Origin of the sequence: Lysobacter niastensis (assembly GCF_015453285.1) — a bacterium.
GTDB classification, from domain to species: domain Bacteria; phylum Pseudomonadota; class Gammaproteobacteria; order Xanthomonadales; family Xanthomonadaceae; genus Lysobacter_J; species Lysobacter_J niastensis.
In genome coordinates, this window is record NZ_JADLZT010000004.1 from 115,675 (window position 1) to 134,558 (window position 18,884).

Consider the following 18,884-nt stretch of genomic DNA (forward strand, 5'->3'; position numbering starts at 1 on the left):
ATGACATGATTACCTCGGACGTAATGGATGCGAGTTCACTGGAGAGTGACCAATGAATCAGCTCAGGCCCGCGGAGACACCGTCTGCCGGCGACGTCGGTACATTGCTGCGTGAGTGGCGCGATGCCCAGCGCCTGAGCCAGATCGCGCTCGCGGTCGATGCGGACATCTCACCCCGCCATCTCAGCTTCATCGAGACCGGCAAGTCGCAGGCCAGTCGCGAAGTCGTCGATCGCCTGGCCGCTGCGCTGAACATGCCGTTGCGCGATCACAACCTGCTGCTCAAGGCGGCGGGGTACGCGCCTGCGTACCGCGAGTCGCGGATCGACGGGCCCGAACTGGCGCAGGTCAAGCGCGCGATCGACTGCATCCTGGCGCAGCAGGAGCCTTACCCGGCCTTTGTCATGAACCGGCACTGGGACATCCTGTGGGCGAACGAAGCCGCCGCCCGCGTCAATGCTGACGTGATGCAGGGACGTTCGCCGAAGCACGCCAACATGATCCGGCAGTTCTTCGATCCCGACGGACTGCGCCCCGCCGTGGAGAACTGGAACGAGATCGCGCAGGACCTGCTGCGTCACCTGCAGGTGCTGGTGGCGTCCAATCCGGCGGATGAGGTGGCCAGGCAGCTGCTGGCAGAAGTTCTCCAGTATCCCGGCGTGCCCGCGGCATGGCGACGAAGGGTCGCCAATGCCGCACCGGCTTCGATGATGACCACGGTGCTGCGTGGCCGCGCGGGGACGTTCCGGTTCTTCTCCACCATCACGACCTTCGGAACCCCGTGGGACGTGACGGTCGACGATCTGCATATCGAGTCGTGCTTTCCGGTTGACCAGGAAACGGAGACTCTTTGCCGGAGCCTGGCTTCGGAAAGCCAGCGCTGAAAACCCGGTCTATCGCACGAAGCAGGATGCTGAGCGGATCCGACGGGTGGCGCGACGAGCGCAGCCACGCCAGCGCTCGCCTTCGTCCCGCGACTTGATCGACGTCTCGACGAAAGTCTGCACGCCGTCGCAACAACACTGTCGCCGGGTCGGCGTGTCGCTTGTTGCGATTCTTCGATTGCAACCGAACGGAACGAAGCATCACTTCGCGCATAACCGAGTTGCCGATCACCTTTCGGCTCGCGTGCGCAGACCGCACTTCGCATCGATGAGCAGCAGTGCATCACAGTTCTCTTGAGAGATTGCGTTGGCTTCTGACAAGAATCAGCACTTTCCGACCCACTGCGTAACAAGTTCTGCAATGGGCATCTCACTGCTCGCGAGTTGAGCCCTGTTCTAATCGCGCCGCTTTCACCGGCAGGACAAAGGGGCAAGGCAATCGAACGATTGCCGCGCAACGTCGCCGGTCAATGGGGACAACGAATCCACCGTAGCGGACCACCGCATGACGCCTGCTTTGCGCGGCTGCATCGGTGATGCGCGTTCGTGGCCAGGGAACAGTGAGGCGGATGGCATGAAGAAGATCTTCTTGTGGACGGTGGTCCCGTTTCTGCTGGCCTCTGCCTGCATGCAGGCGTGGGCGAGCGACGGCTATCGCGAACAGATGAAGGGTTTGGACGAGCAGGTGCAGGAGGTCAAATCCGACGCGCTGTCCATTGCCGCGGAACTCAGCCAGCTCGAAGAAAAGCTGCTGTACCCGTCCGATACGCAGTTCGCGGTCTTCGTGCAGCTCACCAAGGGCGACACGTTGCGCCTGGACTCGGTGGACGTGAAGGTCGACGGCCAGCCCACGGCGCACTACATCTACAGCTTCAAGGAGCTCGAAGCCCTGCAGAAGGGCGGCGTGCAGCGCCTCTACACCGGCAACGTCGCCAGCGGGCAGCACCAGCTCGAAGTCACGGTGAGCGGCAAGCTCGCCAACGGTTCGGAGTACACCCGCACCGAAACGGCCACGTTCGCCAAGGAGATCAAGCCCAAGCTGGTCGGCCTGATCGTGTCCGGCGAATCCGTCAGCGTCGCGGACTGGTAACGGCGATGCGGCGTGTGTCCTCCATCGTGCTGGGATTCGCACTGGTCGCGCTGCCGGGGGTTCGCCCCTGCGTGGCGGCCGATGCGGCGACGGCCGCCGGTGCGCAGGATCCCTTCTTCGGCGAAGCGCTGTTCAACGCCTATCAGGGGCATTGGTTCGAGGCGTTGCAGCGGCTCGATTCCGAACTCGCACAGCACTACCGCGTCGACGAGCAGGCGCTGGACTCGCTGTATCCGCTGATCGGCCACGCCGAGTTCTCGGTGGGCGACTTCGAGCTGAACTACCGCATGCACCATCGCGCCGGCCGTGCGATCAAGGCGGTGCTGGAAGCAGATGTCCCAGACCTCGTGCGCAACGAGGCCGCGTTTCGTCTGGCGCGCATCCATTTCCAGAAAGGCCAGCCGCAGGACGCGATGCACGCGCTGGAGCGGATCCGCGGGGACGTTCCCGAGGAGATCCGCGACGAGATCGAGTTCCTGCGCGCCAACGCGTACCTGGCCATGGGCCAGCCTGCCGAAGCGGCGGCCGTGCTGAAGAAGCTGCTGGGCGCGGAAGGGCTGCAGGGCTTCGCCGGCTACAACTACGGCATCGCGCTGCTGCAGGACGGAAAAACCGCAGAAGGCCAGCAACAGCTGGCGAAGGCGGGCGAGCCGGCTCGCAGCGATTCGACGCCGGTGATCGGCATACGCGACAAGACCAACATGGTGCTCGGCCGGCTGATGCTCGAGGCCAACGACTACGGAGACGCGCAGCGCTACTTCGACCGGGTCAGCCTCGATGGGCCGTACTCGAACCAGGCGCTGCTCAGTGCCGGCTGGGCCGACGCCATGGCCGGGAACTACGAGCGGGCGCTGGTGCCCTGGAACATGCTGGCCGCGCGCGACTCCACCGACAGTGCGGTGCAGGAAGCGAAGCTGGCGTTGCCGCATGCCTACGGCAAGTTGAACTTGCATGGCCGTGCCGCGGTCCTGTACGACGATGCGCTGAACTCCTTCGGCACCGAACTGGCGCGGCTGGATGCCTCGACGCGCAGCGTGCGCGATGGCCATTTCCTCAAGGCGCTGGTGCGCGAGGAGATCCATCAGGACCAGTTGTGGGTGGTGAAGCTCCGCGAACTGCCGGACGCCCCCGAAACGTTCTACCTGACCAAGCTGATGGCCTCGCACGACTTCCAGACGGCCTTGCAGAACTACCTGGATCTCGAGGATCTGCGCCGCAAGATGGAGTCCTGGCAGGCGGGCTTCGATGCCTACGACGACCTGATCGGCAAGCGCAAGAGCTATTACGAGCCGCTGCTGCCCGGGATCGACTCGAAGTTCCGTGAACTGGATGCGCAGTACAAGTTGCGCCGCGAGCAACGCAACCTCCTCGCCAGGCGCCTCAACGACCAGCTGACCGCGCCGCGGCCAGAGCTCTTGGCGACGTCCGACGAGCGCATGCTGCTGGATCGAATCAACGCAACGGCTGCGGCTGTCGCGCGCCTTCCGCAGGCGACGGCCGGCGAGCACGCCGAGCGGATCGCACGCCTTCGCGGCGTGATTGACTGGGACTTGCGCACTGAATATGCGGATCGCCTGACCGTGGCCCATGAGCATCTGGAGGAGCTGGATGCGGAGCTGGTCACGCTGCACGGCCGCTACCAGGCCTTCGTGCGTGCGCGCCAGGCCAGCGTGCACAGCTACACGGGTTACGACGACGGCATCCGCGACCTGCGCAATCGCGTGCGCGACGCGCTGGAGCGCGTGGGTCAGCTGCAGAAGCAGCAGGGCTCCCTGATTGAAGAGGTCGCCATCGCCGAGCTCACCACGCGCAGCGAACGCCTGAAGGCCTATCAGACGCAGGCACGCTACGCCGTTGCGGACAGCTATGACCGCGCCAGCCAGGCGCAGGGCGCAGCCGTGCCGGCGGAAGCGCCGGCCGGGGAGGGCAAATGAAGCTGCGTCTTCGCCATGGCGTGGTGGCAGTGCAACTCGCGCTGCTGACCGCCTGCGCCCACACTGAACGTGCCAACACCTTGGCCTCGCTGCGCAAAGTGCGACCCGACACCGCCGATGTTCGCGTCGACAACGGTCTGCAAAAGGCAGTGGACGGCTACCGCCAGTTCCTGCAGGAAACCCCGGCGAGCGAGCTCACGCCGGAAGCGATGCGTCGCCTCGCCGACCTGCAGCTGGAAAAGGAGTACGGCGTCCGCGGCACGACTGCGATCGTCGTGGACCGCGCGCCTGCGGCGCCGGCAGTGGCGCCGTCGACGCCTGCGGCCGCTTCGAAGCCGGTGCAGCTGGCCGCGCCCGAAGCGGTCGGCAGGGTCTCCGCCGCCGCGAAATCCACGAACAAGACCGCAGCAGCGGGCGCACCTGCCGATATCGAACGGCAGATCGAGCAGCGCGCAACGGAAGGGCAGGCCATCGCCACCGCTGCCACCGACAGTGTCGCATCGGCCGAGTCGGGCCCGCTGGAATCGATCCAGTTGTACGACAAGCTGCTGGCCGAGTTTCCGAACTACGCCTACCGCGACCAGGTGCTTTACCAGAAGGCACGTGCCTTCGACGAGCTTGGCCGGCCCGATGACGCGATGGCGGTGATGGAGCAGCTTGTCACCGGCAACCCGGATTCCAAGCTCGTTGACGAAGTGCAGTTCCGCCGCGGCGAGAGCTTCTTCGCACAGCGCAAGTATCGCGACGCCGAGAGCGCCTACCAGAGTGTCGTGGCCAAGGGCGGCTCGTCCGAGTTCTTCGAGCCCGCGCTCTTCAAGCTGGGCTGGTCGTTCTACAAGCAGGGTGCATTCGAAGAAGCGCTGCACCGCTACTTCGCGCTGGTCGACCACAAGGTGTCGAAGGGCTACGTCCTCGGCGCGAAGCACACGGCCGCCGAGGACCGCCGCGTCGAGGACACCTTCCAGGTCATCGCGCTGTCCTTCTCCAACCTCGGCGGTCCTGAAGTCATCGGCGGGTACTTTGCCGAGTTCGGCCATCGCCCCTACGAAGACCACGCCTACCGCTATCTCGGCGAGTTCTACCTGTCCAAGCAGCGATACCAGGACGCCGCCACGGTCTTCAACGACTTCGTCGGGCTCTACCCGTTCCATGCCGCGTCGCCGGACTTCAGCCTGCGCGTAATCGGCATCTACGAGACGGGCGGCTTCCCGCAGCTGGTGGTGGAGGCCAAGCGCGAGTTCGCGACCCGCTATGCGCTGAAAGCCGAGTACTGGCAGCACCAGGCCATCGGTGAGCGGCCGGAAGTGGTGGCGGCGCTCAAGTCCAACCTCATGGACCTGGCGAACTACTACCACGCGCGCTACCAGGACAAGGCGCTCGCCAAGGACAAACAGCAGAGTTTCGCCGAGGCCACGCGCTGGTACGGCGATTTCCTCGATTCGTTCCACGACGACCCGACGGCACCGGGCGCGAACTACCAGTTCGCGGACCTGCTGCGCGAGGACGGCGACTTCAGGCTGGCGGCGGCGCAGTACGAGCGCACGGCCTACGCTTATCCGGCCCATGAGAAGGCCGCGGCAGCTGGCTATGCAGCGATCTTCGCGCACCGTGAGAACCTCAAGGTGGTGGCCGCCTCGCAGGAGCAGGAAGCCCGACGCGCCACCGTGGACAGCTCGTTGCGGTTCGCCGATACCTTCCCGCAGCACGAGCAGGCACCGACCGTGCTCGTCGCCGCAGCCCAGGATCTGTACGACCTGAAGGATTACGCCGCTGCGCGCAACGCGGGACGCAAACTGCTGGAGAAATTCCCGTCGGCGACGCGGGAGCTGCAGCGCACGGCATGGACGGTGGTCGCGCACTCGTCGTTCGAGCTGGCGGAGTTCCCGGTGGCCGAGCAGGCCTACGTGCAGGTGCTGGCGGCGACGCCCGCAGGCGACGCGTCCAGGGCCGAACTGGTCGAGAACCTCGCCGCGTCGATCTACAAGCAGGGCGAAGCCGCCAATGCGGCCGGCGACTACCGCACTGCGGCGAACCACTTCCTGCGTATCAAGGAAGCAGCGCCGACCTCGAAGATCCGTGCCGGCGCCCAGTACGACGCGGGCGTGGCACTGATGAAGCTGCAGGACTGGAAAGCAGCCGCCCGGGTGCTGGACGAGTTCCGCCGCGACAACCCGACCCATGAGCTGGTCAAGGACGCGACCAGGCAGATCGCCAATGCGTTCCAGCAGGCCGGCGATCTCGGCAGCGCGGCAGGCGAGTACGAGCGTGTCGCCAACGAGGCCACCTACCCGGCGCTACGCGCGGAGGCACTGCTGCTGGCAGGCAAGCTGCATGAGGACGCGAAGGATGCGGATCGCGCGCTGGCCGTGTACACCCGATACGTCAACGAGTTCCCCAAGCCACTCGCGGATGCGCTGGAAGCGCATCAGCGGATGGCGGAGATCCACAAGGCGCGTGGCAACGATGCGCGCTACCGCGCCGAACTGGAGAGCGTGGTGCAGGCCGACGCCAGGGCCGGCACCGAACGCACCAGCCGCACGCGCACGCTGGCCGGACGTGCCGCGCTGGTGCTGACCGAGCCGCTGTACAACCGCTTCGCCTCGATCGAGCTCAAGCAGCCGTTCGAGAAGAGCATGGCCGCGAAGCAGAAGGCGATGTCGGAGGCCATCAAGGGCTTCAACGCGCTGGTGCCCTACGAGGTGGCCGATGTCACCGCCGCGGCCACTTTCTACATGGCCGAGGTGTACTCCAGCCTCAGCAAATCGCTCAACGAGTCCGAGCGGCCGGCTGGCCTCAACGGCACCGACCTGCAGGACTACAACGACCAGCTCGACGAAATGGCGTTCCCCTTCGAGGAGAAGGCCATCGGCCTGCACGAGAAGAATATCGAGCTGATGGAAGCCGGCGTTCACGGCCCCTGGATCGAGAAGAGCCTGGAACGGCTGGCCACGCTGATGCCGGCCCGGTATGCGCGCCCCGTGGCGAGCAGCGGCTTCATCGGCCAGGCGGATCGATACGAGTACGTCCAGCCGGCGGCGAAGGCTGCCGCAGCCATGCCTGCCGGCGCCGCGCCTGCCGAGGCGGGAAGCGCCGTCGAAAGCGCCGCGCCTGCCGCCACCGACCAGCAAGGAGACGCCGATGTCAGCGAGCAATAACCCCCAGTATCGACGCGCCTTGCGTCATGCGGCGCGCCTCGGCGCGATTTTGCTGGTCTATGTCGCCGCCACGGCCGTGGCTGCACGCAAGGAACCTCCGGGCGTGCAGGCGACCGGCACCGGCTTCACCATCGTGGAGCCGGCAAAGATCGATGGCGCGACGCGCTCGGACTATGCGCGTGCAGCGAATCTGCTCGCCCAGGAGCGCTACGCCGACGGCATCGCCCTGTTGCAGGCCATCACGGCGAAGCAGCCCACGCTGACTGCCGCTCACGTCGACCTGGGCATCGCTTACGCCAAGACCAACGAGCTCGACAAGGCCGAAGCAAGCCTGAGGCGCGCGCTGGAACTGCAGCCACGGCATCCGATCGCCTGGAACGAGCTGGGCCTGGTGCAACGCCAGCTGGGCAAGTTGAGCGATGCGCGCGCCTCCTACGAGAAGTCGCTGGCCGCCGCGCCGGGCTTCCACTTCGCACGACTCAACCTCGCGGTGCTGTGCGACATCTACCTCGCCGATGCCGCCTGTGCGCTCGACAACTACGTCATCTACCAGCAGGCCGTTCCTGACGACAAGCAGGTGGCCGGTTGGATCGCCAGTGCCCGCGCCCGGGCCGGGAACGGAGTGAAGTGATGCTGCGCGCAACCGTCTGCATGTGCCTGTCGCTGGTAGCGGCCGCGGCGTTCGCCGCCGAGCCCGCACCGCAAAAAGACAAGAGCGAAGCCCAGGCCACCGCGCCGGGCGCAACCAAGAAGGCCGGGCCGGCCGCCGACATGGTGTTGTCCGGCTTGTCCATCGTCGGCAACGACGAGTCGCCCAAGGAACTGGTCATCGTGCCCTGGAAGAGCTCGCAGTTGGCCGATGCGCCGGGCATCTCACGCCTGCTCGACGACAGCACGCAGCCGGTCGACAAGGACGTCTTCATGCGTGAGCTCGCGTTCTACGGACTCCAGACTGCCGACCCGGACGGCAACTGAGGCGCTTCCAACAGCTTCATCCGCGGACTCTTTCAGCCAAATCAGTGAGGGCAATGCCATGGGTTTTCTTCATTCAATAGCGGAGTTCTTCAAGGCCGGCGGCGCCATGATGTTTCCGATCCTGCTGGTCGGCCTGGTCGGCCTTGCGATCGCGATCGAGCGCTGGGTGACCATCGCCCGGGCGCAGGCCCACACCAAGGCCATGTGGGCAAAGGTCGAGCCGTCGCTGAGCGAAGGCGACTTCGACAAGGCGCGCAAGATCGTCGGCGACGACAACAATCCGCTCGGACGACTCCTGGGCGCGGGCCTGGCGATGCAGGGTGCGGTGCGTCGCCGCGACGATGTCGAGAAGGCGATGCAGGAGGGCATCATGGAAGTCGTGCCGCGCCTCGAGAAGCGCACGCACTACCTGGGCACCTTCGCGAACCTGGCGACCCTGGTCGGCCTGCTCGGCACCGTGTCCGGCCTCATCGGCGCGTTCAGCGCGGTGGCGACGGCCAACCCGGCGGAGAAGGCCAACTTGCTGTCGGCCAGCATCTCCGAGGCGATGAACTGTACGGCGTTCGGCCTCGGCACCGCGGTGCCGCTGCTGTTCATGCACGCGTTCCTGACGTCGCGCACGCAGCACCTGGTCGAAAGCCTGGAAATGGCTGCGATCAAGTACCTCAACGTCCTGTCGCTGCGTACGAGCCGCATGGCGCAGGGTGCCGTGCAGAACATCCGGGCCGCCTGAGTCAGGGCACAGGAGATACGCCATGGCCCTGATGCCACGTCGCAAGCCGCCGGCCAAACCGGTCGAGCTGATGCTCGTACCGATGATCGACATCTTCAGCGTGATGATCACGTTCCTGCTGATGACGGCAGTGTTCTCGCGCATCTCGATCATCCAGCTCGACCTGCCCAGCGCGGCCGCCGGTGAGGCCGTCGAGCCGACCTTCCGCCTCGAAGTGATGGTGCGCAAGGAAGGCCTGGAGCTGACCAACGGGCGCGACTCGATTGCCGTGTTGCCCGTGGAGAACGGGGCCTATCCGCTCAAGCAACTGACGCAGCTGGCCGCCTACCTCAAGGGCCAGCACGTCGAGGTCGACACGGCCTCGGTGCTGATGGCTCCTGACGTGCAGTACGACCACCTGGTGCAGGTGATGGATGCCATCCGCAGCACGGACCTGCCGACGGCCGAAAGCAACGGCTTCACCGGTACCCCCGATGCGCATGGCCGCATCTCGATGTTCCCGAAGATCGCCGTGGGAGACGCACCATGAGGATGTCACTGAACCCGTTCCGCGGCGCGCGCAAGAAGCACGAGGATGCGGAGCTCAACCTGATCCCGATGATCGACATCATGTCGGTGATGGTGGCGTTCCTGCTGATCTACTCGACCGAAGTCGAGGTGGTGCAGAACGCCAAGAACGTGCAGATCCCGATTTCCACGGCCGAGGCCAAGCCTGCGGAGACCGTGGTGGTGACGATCACCAAGGACATGCTGCTGGTGCAGGGCGATGTGATCGCGACGATGGACCAGATCCGCGATCCGAATACGGCGTTGATCGAGCCATTGCGCGAATACCTGTCGCGTCCGTTGACCGCCAGGAGCGGCGCTGCGCAGCAGGCCGCGCTCGCCCATCGCGAGATCACCGTGCTGGCCGACCGCGGATTGCCCTACGAGGTGATCCGCAAGGTCATGACGACGTGCACGGCGGCCGCCTACGACAAGTTGTCACTCGCCGTGCTCGAGCAGGGCTGAGGCAGAACACGTGACTGATAACAACGCCATGGAACCCGAAACCACCCCGGCCGCCCATGACCAGGCGGCGCTCGACGAGCGGACCGCGCAGGCACGCGCGCGGCTCGACGAGCTTGCGCGCGATCTCGCGGCCGTCGATGAAGAGCTCGAAGCCCTCGCCGGGGAACGCGTACGCCACCGGTTGCTCGAGCAGGCGTGCCACACGCTGGAGGAGTTGAACCGGGCGGGCGGCTCGGGCCTGTTCTGGAATGGTCTTGCAGAGAAGGACGATGGGGCCGGACACCTCGCGCGTGCGCGCGGCCGCATCGAATCCATGCACGCACGCGTCGAAGCCATCGAGACGCGCCGCAGCGACCTGATCGGAAGAATCGGCGAGCAGAACGAGGAACTGTTCCTGCTCGAGGACGAGGCCTTCGAGCACCAGGAGGCACTGGAGCGCCAGCGCAACGAATGGATCGTCGATCGCGAGCTCGAAGCGGGCCGCGTCCGCCCGCACCTCATGTTGTGGATGCGCGGCGAAGAAGACCGGCGCTCGCGCAAGGCGCTGGCCATCGCGCTGTGCGTCTGGCTGGTCATCGCGATCGTGTTCCCGTTCATCAGGATTCCGGAGCGGCCGGCGCTCGTGTCCGAGACATTGCCGGAGCGCGTGGTCACCGTGATCCCGGAGGCGAAGAAGCTGGAAAAGGCACCGCCGCCGCCGCCGGAACTCACGCGGCCGGTGGAAAAGAAGGTCGAACGCAAGCCGACGCCGGCCCGGCCCACCGCCAAGGTCGAGCCGCGGCCCGTGCCGACGCCGCAACCGGCGAGCAAGCCGCAGGGCGTGCTGGCGTTCAAGGACGCCCTTGCAGCCGTGGATGACCTGCCCGCCGTGGCCGAGCTCGGCAAGTCAGCCAGGCTCAGTACCGATACGGGCGCGTCGCGTCCGGAACGCGCCATGCTGGCCAGCAACGCGCCGGGAAGCAGCAGTGGCATCAACCTCGCCCCGCAGAGTCGCGGCTTCGGCAATGGCCCCGGTGAGCGCGGCGCGCTCAAGGGTGTTGCACTCACCAAGGCGACCAGCGGAATCGATGCGATCGCCGCCAAGGACTCGGCTTCCAGCGGAAGTGCGCGTCGCGGCGGACGTTCCGATGAAGAGATCCAGATCGTCTTCGATCGCCACAAGTCCGCGCTGTACCGCCTCTATCAGCGCGAGTTGCGCAATGACGCGACGTTGCAGGGCAAGGTCATCCTGCGCCTGACCATCGAGCCGGACGGCAGCGTGTCGATGGTGCAGGTGAAGTCCTCGGAGATGGATGCGCCTGGCCTGACGTCGGACATCGTGGCGCGCGTGAAGGGCTTCAACTTCGGCGCGAAGGACGTACCGGCGGTGACGATCGTGTATCCGATGAACTTCCTGCCGGCTGGCTGACGTCCGGCAGCGGCGCAGTACAGCGCTTCAAGGCAACACGCTCAACGCAGCAAGAAACAAAACGACAAAGGCAAAACCACCGAAAGGTGGCGACGCAAAGTCACCGGCCTGTCGGGCGCATCGCGCCCCATGGTAGCGGGACCGCCGGAATCAACGCCCCGCGTGAGCGGGGCGTCTCCTCGGTCCATGCGTGGCTTTCGTCGTACCACGAATGGAGTGAGGTGTATGGGTCTGGGCTTCGCACGCAAAACCGGGGCAGGAAAGAGCTGGATACGCATCCAGCTGTGCGCCTTCCTGGTGCTGTTCGGCATGGCGTTCGGCGCCTATGCCGAGGACTGCGTTGCGGACTTCGGCGGCGTGGTCGATGGCAACGTCGTCAACCCCGCGCCCAGCCAGCTGACCATCGATGGCAACTGCATCATCAGGAACTTCCAGCAGCCGAATCCGCTCGACACCAACATCAGTTTCTTCACCCAGCCCGGCCAGACGGACCAGCGATGGCTGGTGGTGTTCGACAACGTCGACTTCACCCAAGGCAACATCGCGTGCGATGCCACCCACGAACACAGGATCTGGTTCGTCAACGGATCGCTGCACCGGGTCAGGCCGAACTGCCAGAACTTCCTGGTGCCGGTCGAGTCGATCAACAAGCGCGGTCCAAGCTATGCCGCCGTGGGAGTGCCGTTCACCTACAGGCTGATGATTCCGGTCCTGATCGATCCGTCCACCGGCACCGTCGTGCTCGATGGCGCATCGCAGAATGACCTGCACGGGATCACGCTGTACGACAACCTCGGCGCCAACCCGGCGACGGTGTACGTCAACGGGCTCGATGACAACGATCCGAGCACGCCGCCGGTACAACTGCCCGTCGAGATTCCCGGCACGGGCGTCGACCTCAGCCTGGTAGGAACCCCCAGCGTCCGCTGGTGCGTCGACCTATCCTGCAACACGTTGGGCGCGGCGGTTAACCCGAACATCGTCGCCAGCCCGAACGGGCTGATCAAGTTCGAGTTCGATCCCAACTTCATCCTCCCCCAAGGCGGAAAGATCGCGATCGACGTCACGGTCGTCCTCGACGACAACTCGTCGTCGAACACGCTGGGCAAGTCCTTCGTCAACACGGCGATCTGGCAGTTCGGGCGCCTGATCAAGGGCACCTTCTACAACCCGCTGCCAGGCGAGAACGGCATTTCCAATCCAACCGTGATCGCGGGCCCGAACCTGGTCGTCAACAAGACTGGCACGGCGGTGCTCGGTGGGCCGACGCTGAACCTCGGCGAGTGGGGCGATTTCAAGGTCGACGCGGTGAACACCGGGCAGTTCGACGCGTGGAACGTCACGCTGCTGGACCGCCTGCCGGACGGTCCCAACGGCGGCATGTGCGACATGACGCCGCAGGTGACGAGCGTCCAGCTCGGCGGCACCGCATTGACTCAGGGCGTGCATTACACGCTGTCCTACACGGGCGCGCCCACCTGCGAGCTGAGCCTCACGCTGCTCGACGCCGCGGGTCCGGTGGCGCCGGGCCAGCACCTGGTGCTCGACTACCGCACCAAGCTCGATGCCGACACCCAGAACGGCACGGCAATGACCAACGTCGCCGGCGCGACGCGCTGGTTCAACGACGACAGCGGCAACCCCGCGCGCGTCGAAGTGACACGGGTACTCACCGACGGCACAGTCGGTACGGACGACCATGAGGACGCGCATTCGCTCGCGGTGCTGCTGTCGGGCTACTTCTACGAGAAGACCGTCCGCAACGTCACCAGCGGCGATAACCCGGCGATCACCGCCGCGCCCGGTGACGTGCTGCATTACACGCTGCGGCTGCAGGCGACGGACGCCGCTTTTGCCGACGTCATGTTCCGCGACCAGCTGCCACCGGACTTCGTGCCCGGCTCGCTGGTGTTCACTTCGCTTCCGGGCGGTGCGGTCAACAACAGCAATCCGGCCACCGGCCTGATCGACATCCGCGGTCTCGACGTGCCGGTGGGCGGCGAGGTGCGCGTCGAGTTCAACGTGACGCTGCTTTCGACGCTGACGAACGGTCACATGGTCATCAACCAGGCGCAGCTGCTCGGCAGCGCCGAGGAGTTCCTCGCGGACAGCGACGACCCGAACGTCAACGGCCAGGCCGATCCCGACCCCACGGTGGACGACGAGGACCCCACCCGCGTACGCATCGGCGCACCGCCCAGCCCGCCCACCAAGGCGCTGATCTCGCCGGCGACGGGCGAGGCAACGATCGGCGAGGAACTGGTCTATCGCATCGCCGTACCCGGTCAGCCGCGCAGCTCGCCGATGCATGACGTGCAGGTCACGGACGTGCTGAACGCGAACCTCGAGTACGTAAGCGCCACGGTGACCGTCGGCGGCGTCGTCAACGGACCGGGCGTCGTGAACTCGAGCACCGCCTCGCAGCTGGATGTCGCGATCGACCAGGTACCGACCGGCCAGCAGGCATTTGTCGACGTACGCGTTCGCGTTCGCAACGTGCTCGGCGCCCAGCAGGGTGTCGACGTGGGCAACACGGCGTCCTTCACTTACTCGGAAACCGACGGTGGCGCCCGGGAACCGGCGCTCACGACGAACCAGGTGTTCTTCAACATCGTCGAGCCGACGGTGACGATCGCGAAGGTGGCGGACCGCGCCACCGCAGCGGCCAACGACATCATCCGTTACACCGTCACGCTCAACGCAGCCAGCGGCACTGACGCCTCCGGCGTGTTCGATGTGTCGGTGACCGACACGCTCGGCGCGGGCCTGCAATACGCCGGCAATCCGGTCGTCACCGGTGCCGGCAACACGATCGGCGTGCCGGTCGTCACGGGCGATGGCAGCGCCGGCGCACCGCAGACGCTGGTGTGGAGTCTCGCGGACGGCAACGCCGACATCGACATCGCCGAAGGCGCATCGATCCAGGTGTCCTACGACGTGCGCGTACTCGGCTCGGTGCTGGCCGACCAGGACCTGACCAACACCGCGGTTGCACGCTGGACCGGCATCGACGGCGCCAATGCCGCAGAGCGCACCGGCGCAGACGGCCTCGGGCAACTCAACGACTACGTGACCGCTCCGGTCTCGACCACGGTGACCACGCCCGGCGCACGCCCGTCGAAGCAACTGGCCTCCCCCACGACGGGCACTGCGACGATCGGCCAGGACGTGACCTACACGATCATGGTGCCCAGCGCGCCGAGCAGCATCGCGCTCTTCGACGTGGCGGTGATCGACGCGCTCGACGCCAATCTCGAACTGGTGGGCGTGACGGTGACCGGTGTCGCCGGTGCCACGACCGGAACCAGTACGGCCTCGCAGATGAATGTGTCGATCCCCCAGATTCCCGCGGGACAGCAGGCGACCATCGAGCTGCGAGCGCGCGTGCGCAACGTCCTGTCCGCCCAGCAGGGCGTGCAGGTCAGCAACACGGTGTCTTACGCCTACGCGACCAGCCCGGGCGGCACGACCGTGACGCCACTGGTCAGTCCCCCGGCGATGTTCACGATCGTCGAGCCGAATGTTGCCGTGGCCAAGACCGGCGACAGGACCGGCGTCCGCGGCGGCGACGTCGTGCGATACACCGTGACCCTCACCGCGGCCGCTGATGCAACCGCTTCCGATGCGTTCGAGCTGCGGCTGGTCGATAGGCTTGCATCCGGCCTCGAATACGTTGGCAACCCGACGGTGACCGGAACCGGCAACAGCATCGCCGCGCCGCTGGTCACCGGTGACGGCAGTGCAGGGAATCCGTACGTGCTGACCTGGGGTGCCGCCGCCGGCAACGCCACCATCAACGTGGCGAAGGGCGCTTCGGTGCAGGTCAGTTACGACGTGCGCGTCAGGAATGGCGTCCCGGCGTTGACGACGCTCGCCAACAGCGTCTACGCCGACTGGACCAGCCTCGCCGGCAGCAGCGCCTTCGAGCGCAACGGCGCCGGCTGTCCGGCGGTGACGGCTCCGAACGATTACTGCGCGGGTCCCGCGAGCCACGCGGTGCTCACCGATCCGCCCAGGCTCAACTTCTCCAAGACCGTGGTCAGCGCGACGCCCGCGCATCCGGGCGACGTGGTGCGTTACCGCCTGCAGCTGACCAGCCTCAGCGACGTCAGCGCCGCCGGGATCTCGCTGGTCGACGAACTCGATGCGCTGAACGATCCGGCGAAGTTCGTCCCGGGCACGCTGGCGATCGTCAGCGCACTGCCTGCCGGCGCGGTCAACAACAGCAATGCCAGCGGCGGTGCGAAGGGCACCGGCCGCATCGACATCGGCAACCTCACGATCGGCGCCGCAGGTTCCGGCTCCGAGACCGTGGTGGTCGAGTACACCGTGCAGCTGGTGCCGGTGATCGCCAACGGCACCGTGGTCCTGAACCAGGCTCGTGCGCAGTTCGGCAGCACGCTGCTGGCGCTCAGCGACGACCCGACCGTCAACGGCCAGGCCAACCCGGACGTCTCCGGCGATGAGGATCCGACGCGGCTGCCGATCGAGTCGGCCCCAAAACTGGTGGTCGAGAAGGTGTCGACGTACCTGGGCGCGGACCCGAACGTGCTGATGGCCGGCGACACGCTGCGCTACACGATCACGGTGCGCAACATCGGCAACGACCACGCGCACGGCGTGACGCTGCGCGACCTGGTGCCAGCCAACACCACCTACGTGGCCGGCAGCACCACGCTCAATGGCGCGCCCGTGGCCGATGGCACCAACGGCTCGCCGCTGATCAACGGCATCTCGATCAAGTCGCCGGCCGAGCCGACCGCGGGCGTGGTGCGCGCGGACATCCCGGCCGACGCCGCGGCCAACGTCGCCACGATCACCTTCAACGTTACTGTCGGCACGAACGTGGCGGACGGCACCGTCATCGCCAACCAGGGCTTCGTGACGGGCAACAGCGAAGTGCCGTCCGACGATCCGCGCACGCCGGTCGTCAACGACCCGACCCGCGACGTGGTGGGCAATGCGCCGTTGCTGTATGCCGAGAAGGCGGTGGTGCTGCGCATCGACGGCGGCTCGCCGGGCGTGGTCGATCCGCTCGACACGCTGCGCTACACGATCCTCATCCACAACACAGGCAAGGCGCCCGCCACGCAGGTGGTACTGCGCGACAACGTGCCCCAGCACACGAGCTGGGTCGCCAACTCGCTCACCTTGAACGGCCAGCCCGTCGGCCAGCCCGATGGCGGCGTTTCGCCGCTGATCGCCGGTATCGACGTCGGCACCCTCAATCCCGGCCAGGTGGCCGTGGTGCAGTTCGAGGTGCAGGTCAATGCCGGCACCGCCGGCGGCACGCTGATCTCGAACCAGGCAACGGCGACGAGCGCCGGACTGCCGCCGCTGCTGACCGATGGCGACGGCAATCCTTCCACCGGCCCGGAACCGACCGTGGTGGTCGTCGGCGCGGCACAGATGCTGACCATCAACAAGCAGGTCGCGGCGGTGGGCGGTGGCGCCGCGCTCCCGGGCGCCGAACTCGAGTACGTGGTCATCGTGCGCAACATCTCGACGGTGCCAGCCACGCTCGTGCGGATCGTGGACGACCTTGCGGCGTCCGCATCTGGCCAGCTGGCCTACGTCAACGGCTCGGCCACGTTGAATGGCAGCAGCGCCGGCATCACCGTGACGGGCGCGACGATCGTCGCCGACTACTCCGCCAGTCACGGCGACCTCGCACCGGGCGCATCGGCAACGCTGCGCTTCCGCGCCACGCTTGCCTCGGGCCTCGCGTCCGGAACGCGCGTGACCAACACCGGCGTGGTGAGCTGGAACGATCCGGCGAACACCGCGAGCGCCAGCGTCGCCTTTGATGTCGGCGGCATGATCGGTGTCGGCGTGCTCAGCGGCCGCGCCTGGCATGACGCCAACTTCAACCATGCGGCAGATGCGGGCGAGCGCGTGCTCGCAGGCTGGAGCGTCCAGCTGTATCGCAACGGCCAGCTGGAGCGCACCACCACCACGGACGCCAATGGCGATTGGCAGATCGCGGGCGTGGCACCGAACAGCGCCTCGTCCGACGCGCTGGAGATGCGCTTCACCGCGCCCGGTGCGACCGCAAGCACGGCCAAGCTCGGCTATGCGCACTCGGTCTTCGGCAACGACCTGCAGCGCATCCATGCCATCGCCGTGCAGCCGGGCAGCAACCTGCTGAACCTGAACCTGCCGATCGAGCCGAACGGCCTGATCTACGAGGCGATGAACCGCACGGTCATCACCGGTGCGCGTCTGCGTCTGCTCGATGCGGGCGGTGTTGCGGCTCTGCCTGCGAGCTGCTTCGCCGATCCGGCGCAGCAGGGCCAGGTCACGCAGCAGGGCGGTTACTACCGCTTCGATCTCAACTTCGCCGACGCGGCGTGTCCGTCCGGCGGCAGCTATGTGATCGAGGTGGTTCCGCCGTCGGCGGACTATCTGGCCGGAGCGTCGGGCCTGATTCCGCCGGCCACGAACACGAACACCGCGGCGTTCTCCGTGCCTGGCTGCCCGGCCAGTGCAAGCGATGCCGTGCCGGGCACGACCGAGCGCTGCGAGGTGCAGGTGTCGGAGCTTGCACCGCCGACCTCGGTGCCGGCGCGCTCGACCGGCACCACGTACTACCTGCACCTGCGCGTCGACGACACGTCCATGCCCGGCAGCAGCCAGGTTTTCAACAACCACATCCCGCTCGACCTCGATCTCGGCGAAGCGCTGGCCATCAGCAAGACCACGCCGATGAAGAACGTCGTGCGCGGCCAGCTGGTGCCCTACACGATCACGGTGCGCAACCTCTCGGGCTTGCCGCTGCGCGATGTGCGTGCCGTCGACTCCTACCCGGCGGGCTTCCGCTACGTGCCGGGTTCGGCGCGCATCGACAACGTGGCCGCGGAGCCAGAGCAGAACGGCCGCCAGCTCACTTGGAACGGCCTCGAGTTCGGCACCACCGACCAGCACGTGATCACGCTGCTGCTCGCCGTCGGTGCAGGCGTGGGCGAGGGCGAGTTCGTGAACCGCGCACGCGTCTGGAACGGGCTCTCCGATCGCCCGCTGTCTGGCGAAGCCACTGCCACCGTGCGCGTGGTGCCGGATCCGACCTTCGACTGCACCGACATCATCGGCAAGGTGTTCGATGACGCCAACCGCAACGGCCACCAGGACCAGGGCGAAGGCGGCATCGGCGGCGTGCGCCTGGTGAGTGCGCGTGGTCTCGCGGCGACGACCGACGCGAACGGCCGCTACCACCTGACGTGCGCCGTGGTGCCGAACGAAGACCGCGGCAGCAACTTCGTGCTGAAGCTGGACGACCGGACGCTGCCCAGCGGCTACCGTCCGTCCACCAAGCAGACGGTGATCGCGCGCGCCACGCGCGGCAAGGCGCTGAGCATCAACTTCGGTGCTTCGGTGTTCCGCGTGGTCAGCCTCGATCTCAGCGACGAGGTGTTCGAGCGTGGCGGCACCGGGCTGCGCCGCCACTGGCAGCCGCGCATGCAGACGCTGCTCGATGAACTGGTGAAGGAGCCGGCGGTACTGCGCCTGTCCTACCTGGCGGACCTCGAGGATCCGCAGCTGGTCGAAGCGCGCCTGGAAGCGATCAAGCAGCAGGTCACGCAGGCCTGGCCGTCGGCCGGCGCCAGCTATCCGCTCACCGTGGAGCAACAAACCTTCTGGCGACGCGGCGCGCCAGTGCAACGCCCTGCGGGCAACGAGGGGGCGAGCAAGTGAAGA

The 18,884-nt window shown here is 66.6% G+C and carries 11 protein-coding genes and 1 riboswitch; all 11 genes read left to right on the forward strand.

What is annotated here, in order from left to right; translation table 11 throughout:
* Positions 1 to 52: 52 nt before the first annotated feature.
* The 11 genes from IU514_RS08090 to IU514_RS08140 all read left to right on the forward strand — a co-directional run bounded on the left by IU514_RS08090 (position 53) and on the right by IU514_RS08140 (position 18,881).
* The gene (locus IU514_RS08090) at positions 53 to 883 is read left to right on the forward strand and encodes a helix-turn-helix domain-containing protein (RefSeq protein ID WP_194930595.1); all 831 of its coding nucleotides are present in this window, start codon (positions 53 to 55) and stop codon (positions 881 to 883) included.
* A gap of 574 nt (positions 884 to 1,457) precedes the next feature.
* Positions 1,458 to 1,973 carry a hypothetical protein gene (locus IU514_RS08095; protein WP_194930596.1) on the forward strand — a complete coding sequence of 172 codons (516 nt, stop codon included), beginning with the start codon at positions 1,458 to 1,460 and terminating at the stop codon, positions 1,971 to 1,973.
* A 5-nt stretch (positions 1,974 to 1,978) separates the two neighbouring features.
* A complete protein-coding gene (locus IU514_RS08100) occupies positions 1,979 to 3,907 on the forward strand; it encodes a tetratricopeptide repeat protein (RefSeq protein WP_194930597.1) in 1,929 nt (642 codons plus the stop codon).
* Positions 3,904 to 7,062, forward strand: a complete 3,159-nt coding sequence (locus tag IU514_RS08105; protein WP_194930598.1) for a tetratricopeptide repeat protein — start codon at positions 3,904 to 3,906, stop codon at positions 7,060 to 7,062. The genes IU514_RS08100 and IU514_RS08105 overlap by 4 nt, the downstream gene beginning before the upstream one ends.
* The gene (locus IU514_RS08110; protein WP_194930599.1) at positions 7,046 to 7,693 is read left to right on the forward strand and encodes a tetratricopeptide repeat protein; all 648 of its coding nucleotides are present in this window, start codon (positions 7,046 to 7,048) and stop codon (positions 7,691 to 7,693) included. Before IU514_RS08105 ends, IU514_RS08110 begins: the two co-directional genes overlap by 17 nt.
* Entirely contained in the window at positions 7,693 to 8,037 is a 345-nt protein-coding gene (locus IU514_RS08115) for a hypothetical protein (protein WP_194930600.1), read from the forward strand. Before IU514_RS08110 ends, IU514_RS08115 begins: the two co-directional genes overlap by 1 nt.
* 106 nt (positions 8,038 to 8,143) lie before the next feature.
* Positions 8,144 to 8,770 (forward strand): MotA/TolQ/ExbB proton channel family protein, encoded by a 627-nt coding sequence (locus IU514_RS08120; protein ID WP_228760574.1) that lies wholly within the window; start codon positions 8,144 to 8,146, stop codon positions 8,768 to 8,770.
* Between the two features lie 22 nt (positions 8,771 to 8,792).
* Positions 8,793 to 9,299, forward strand: a complete 507-nt coding sequence (locus IU514_RS08125) for an ExbD/TolR family protein (RefSeq protein ID WP_194930602.1) — start codon at positions 8,793 to 8,795, stop codon at positions 9,297 to 9,299.
* Entirely contained in the window at positions 9,296 to 9,781 is a 486-nt protein-coding gene (locus IU514_RS08130) for an ExbD/TolR family protein (RefSeq protein WP_194930603.1), read from the forward strand. Before IU514_RS08125 ends, IU514_RS08130 begins: the two co-directional genes overlap by 4 nt.
* 10 nt (positions 9,782 to 9,791) lie before the next feature.
* The gene (locus IU514_RS19140; RefSeq protein WP_194930604.1) at positions 9,792 to 11,189 is read left to right on the forward strand and encodes an AgmX/PglI C-terminal domain-containing protein; all 1,398 of its coding nucleotides are present in this window, start codon (positions 9,792 to 9,794) and stop codon (positions 11,187 to 11,189) included.
* Between the two features lie 59 nt (positions 11,190 to 11,248).
* Positions 11,249 to 11,338: riboswitch (cyclic di-GMP riboswitch) on the forward strand.
* Between the two features lie 76 nt (positions 11,339 to 11,414).
* Positions 11,415 to 18,881 (forward strand): isopeptide-forming domain-containing fimbrial protein, encoded by a 7,467-nt coding sequence (locus IU514_RS08140; RefSeq protein ID WP_194930605.1) that lies wholly within the window; start codon positions 11,415 to 11,417, stop codon positions 18,879 to 18,881.
* The last annotated feature ends 3 nt before the right edge of the window (positions 18,882 to 18,884 follow it).

Excerpts from the sequence above, each read along its gene's own strand:
- IU514_RS08090 (WP_194930595.1), top strand. The coding sequence starts at position 53 with ATGAATCAGCTCAGGCCCGCGGAGACACCGTCTGCCGGCGACGTCGGT.
- IU514_RS08095 (WP_194930596.1), top strand. The coding sequence starts at position 1,458 with ATGAAGAAGATCTTCTTGTGGACGGTGGTCCCGTTTCTGCTGGCCTCT.
- IU514_RS08100 (WP_194930597.1), top strand. The coding sequence starts at position 1,979 with ATGCGGCGTGTGTCCTCCATCGTGCTGGGATTCGCACTGGTCGCGCTG.
- IU514_RS08105 (WP_194930598.1), top strand. The coding sequence starts at position 3,904 with ATGAAGCTGCGTCTTCGCCATGGCGTGGTGGCAGTGCAACTCGCGCTG.
- IU514_RS08110 (WP_194930599.1), top strand. The coding sequence starts at position 7,046 with ATGTCAGCGAGCAATAACCCCCAGTATCGACGCGCCTTGCGTCATGCG.
- IU514_RS08115 (WP_194930600.1), top strand. The coding sequence starts at position 7,693 with ATGCTGCGCGCAACCGTCTGCATGTGCCTGTCGCTGGTAGCGGCCGCG.
- IU514_RS08120 (WP_228760574.1), top strand. The coding sequence starts at position 8,144 with ATGATGTTTCCGATCCTGCTGGTCGGCCTGGTCGGCCTTGCGATCGCG.
- IU514_RS08125 (WP_194930602.1), top strand. The coding sequence starts at position 8,793 with ATGGCCCTGATGCCACGTCGCAAGCCGCCGGCCAAACCGGTCGAGCTG.
- IU514_RS08130 (WP_194930603.1), top strand. The coding sequence starts at position 9,296 with ATGAGGATGTCACTGAACCCGTTCCGCGGCGCGCGCAAGAAGCACGAG.
- IU514_RS08140 (WP_194930605.1), top strand. The coding sequence starts at position 11,415 with ATGGGTCTGGGCTTCGCACGCAAAACCGGGGCAGGAAAGAGCTGGATA.